This window comes from Kitasatospora sp. NPDC059327, from assembly GCF_042752535.1.
Classification (GTDB): domain Bacteria; phylum Actinomycetota; class Actinomycetes; order Streptomycetales; family Streptomycetaceae; genus Kitasatospora.
Genome location: NZ_JBHYYB010000230.1, coordinates 1 through 3,064, shown reverse-complemented (window position 1 = coordinate 3,064; position 3,064 = coordinate 1). Strand labels below are relative to the sequence as shown.

Annotated in this window: 3 protein-coding genes; 1 reads left to right on the top strand and 2 read right to left on the bottom strand. The window is 74.1% G+C overall.

From position 1 onward, the window contains the following. Positions 1-299: 299 nt before the first annotated feature. Positions 300-926, bottom strand: a complete 627-nt coding sequence (locus tag ACFXHB_RS44585) for a pyridoxamine 5'-phosphate oxidase family protein (RefSeq protein ID WP_380582931.1) — start codon at positions 924-926, stop codon at positions 300-302. Positions 927-1,005: 79 nt separating this feature from the next. Continuing rightward, the gene (locus ACFXHB_RS44580) at positions 1,006-1,353 is read right to left on the bottom strand and encodes an ArsR/SmtB family transcription factor (protein WP_380582929.1); all 348 of its coding nucleotides are present in this window, start codon (positions 1,351-1,353) and stop codon (positions 1,006-1,008) included. 328 nt (positions 1,354-1,681) lie between these two features. Here ACFXHB_RS44580 and ACFXHB_RS44575 point away from each other — a divergent pair, with 328 nt between their 5' ends. Then, on the top strand, positions 1,682-2,914 hold the full coding sequence (locus tag ACFXHB_RS44575) for an MFS transporter (RefSeq protein ID WP_380582927.1): 1,233 nt from the start codon (positions 1,682-1,684) through the stop codon (positions 2,912-2,914). Positions 2,915-3,064: the final 150 nt, after the last annotated feature.

The following is a 3,064-nucleotide window of genomic DNA, read 5'->3' as shown; positions in this document are numbered from 1 at the left end:
CCCGCACCCACCGCAAACGACAACGTCGGACTTCAAGACCACAACCAGGTCTTGAAGTCCGACGTCACGCACAACCCGAATTAACCAACAGCGTCCGGGGCGTGACGGCCCCCGACGGCCCGGCCGGAAGCGACCGCGCAACGGTGCCCGGCCGGCCGGCTCGGGACGGCCGCCGTCTTCCGCAGGTGCCTCGAACGCTCCGCCCGGTGGGCCGCCGAGGGCGACCGGGCGCGGGCGGCCGACCTCCGGGCCGCCCCAAGCGGTGCCGGTCCGGCGCCGCCGTGCCTTCCGGGGCGGGGCTACCCGGCCCGCTGCTCCAGTTGCGTCCGCAGGACTCGGTTCTCCTCCTCCAGTGCGGCCATCCGCTCCTGCAACTGGTCGAGGTGGGGCCGGAGTTCGGCCTCGGAGAAGCGCGGGGTGATGTGCTGGGGGCAGTTCCAGTTGAAGCCCTCGACGTGGACGGTCATCAGGCGCTCCACCCGGCCCTCGGTCCGGGTGGCGAGCAGGCGCCGGTCGAGCTCCGGGTTCTTCTCCAGTTCCTGCACCGAAGCCCGGCCGAAGAGCTTCAGCCGGGCCTGGCGGGCGTAGTCCATGAAGAACAGGGCCACCCGGCCGTCCGCGCGGATGTTGCCGGTGCTGATGTACTGGCGGTTGCCGCGTACCTCGGCGAAGGCGATCGTCCGCTCGTCGACGACCTGGGCGAAGCCGGGCGGCCCGCCGCGGAACTGGACGTACGGCCAGCCGGTCTCGCTGACGCTGGCCAGGTAGAACCCGTCGCGGGACTGGATGAAGCCGGCCTCGGCCTCCGTCAGTTCCTCGGGTTCGTCGCCGTGCGCGAGCTGGCGGACGGCCGACAACTCGCTTCCTTGTTCCCGCTGGACCAGGCGCACCTCGTCGGTGTACGCCAGGTGGGCGTAGCGGCCCATGCTGTGCTCCTTCTCGCCGTTCGGGCGGTGGGGTGGACGCGATGGCGCGGCGGCGGTCGGGATCACCGGCCCCGCCGGGTCACTCGGTCGGGACGGACGCGGGGGCGGTCGCCGGGGCGGCCGCGAGGATCGAGGTCAGGAGCCCGGGGAAACGGGCTTCGAGGTCGTCCCGGCGCAGCCGGCTGAGCCGGCTGTTGCCGACCAGCCTGGTCGCCACGACACCGGCCTCGCGCAGGGTGCGCAGGTGGTGCGAGACGGTCGAGCGCTTGACGGGCAGGTCCAGCGTCGTGCACGACTCCTCGGCGGAGGCGTCGAGCGCCCGGAGGATCTGCAGGCGCACCGGATCGGCCAGCGCCTGGAGCACGGTGCCGATGTCCACCGTCGCCAGGTCGGGCTGGGGCAGCCAGGTCTCCTCGATCGCGTGCATCCGCTCCACCCTGCTCGTCGGTGCGGCCGTGCGCCGTGTACCGCTCCGGACGATACCCATCCGTCCGGGCCGCTCGGCCGGAGGCTCTCCGCGCTTCGATAGTAGTCGTCTTTTCCGATGGGCATTGACCCTTGTGAGGGTTTCCGGCCGTCGCCGGGGAGCGGCGTCCCCGTGCGGCCGGGAGTCGTCGGGAGCTTCAACAGGCCTTCGACGAGGGGCGTTTGGCCGGAATCCGTCGGTCGACGGCGTTTCCGGCGCCAGTCGTTCCACTCGCATAGTTACGATGCCGGTCGTCATAGACGCCGATCATCGAACCGGGAGTCGCACCATGACCGACCCTGCCGACGAGTCCCCGGCCGCCCCCTGGGGGCCCGCCGCGATGCTCCTGGCCCTCGGTACCTTCGCCGTGGGCACCGACGCCTTCGTCATCGCGGGCCTGCTCCCCGACATCGCCGGCTCGCTGCACGTCGACGTCGCCGCGGCGGGCCAGCTGGTCAGTGTCTTCGCCATTGCCTACGCGGTGCTCTCCCCGGTCCTGGCGGCGCTCACCAGCACCTGGTCACGGCGCACCGTGCTGGTCACGGCGCTGCTGGTGTTCGGAGTGGGCAACGTGGTGACGGCGGTCGCCCCCGGTTACGGGCTGGTGCTGGCCTCCCGGGTGGTCGCGGCGGCGGGTGCGGCGATGTTCACCCCGAACGCGGGCGCGACGGCGGCGGCGCTCGCCGGTGAGCGCCACCGCGGCCGGGCGATCGCCGTCGTCACCGTGGGCCTGACCGCCTCGCTCGCCCTCGGCGCTCCGCTGGGCACCGCCATCGGCGACGCGGTCGGCTGGCGGGCGACGATGTGGTTCGTCACGGCGCTGGCCGTCCCGGTCGCCGCCGTGATCGCGCTGCGGCTGCCCGAGATCAGGCTCGGCACCGCGGCCGGACTGCGCCGGCGCCTGTCCCCGCTCACCGACCGGCGGGTGGCGGGCGTGCTCGCCTGCACCCTGCTGGCCTTCATCGGCGTCTACCTCCCCTACACGTACATCAGCTCCGTCTTCGCGCCGGCCGTCGGGGGACACGGCGCGCGGGTGGCGCTGCTGCTGCTGGTCTTCGGGGTCGCCGGGACCGCCGGGAACCTGATGGCCGGGCACCTCGCCGACCGGTACGGGCCGCGCCGGGTGGTGATCACCGCGAGCCTGGGGCTCGCGGCCGTGTTCCTGGTGATGCTGGAGGTCCGGGACTCGTTCACGGCCGCGCTGGTGGCGGTGGCGTTCTGCGGGGTGGCCTCCTGGTCGCTGACCGCGCCGCAGCAGCAGCGGATCATCGCCCTCGCCCCGGCGGGCTCCGAGTCCCTGGTCGTCTCGCTCAACGCGGCCGTGCTGTACCTGGCGGTGTCGCTGGCCGGCGTCCTCGGGGCGATCGGCCTGAAGGCCTTCGGCTCCGCCGGGTACCTGCTGCCGGCCGCGGCGGCCTTCGCCGTGGCGGCGGCCGGCCTCGCCTGGCGCTCCGGCCGCGCGGACGGCCGCACGACGCCCGCCGAGCCCCCGGCCGCGTCGGTGTCCTCGGCCGCGGAGTGAGGCCGCCGGGCCGACGCGGCCGGGCGGCACCGCGCGCTCGTGCCGCAGCGGCCGGGCAGGAAGCCCGGGGCCGACCGTCACGGGGAACGCCGTCGCACCGACCGGGTCGTGCGCGTCGGCCACGGCGAAGGGCACCGACCACCGTGGTCG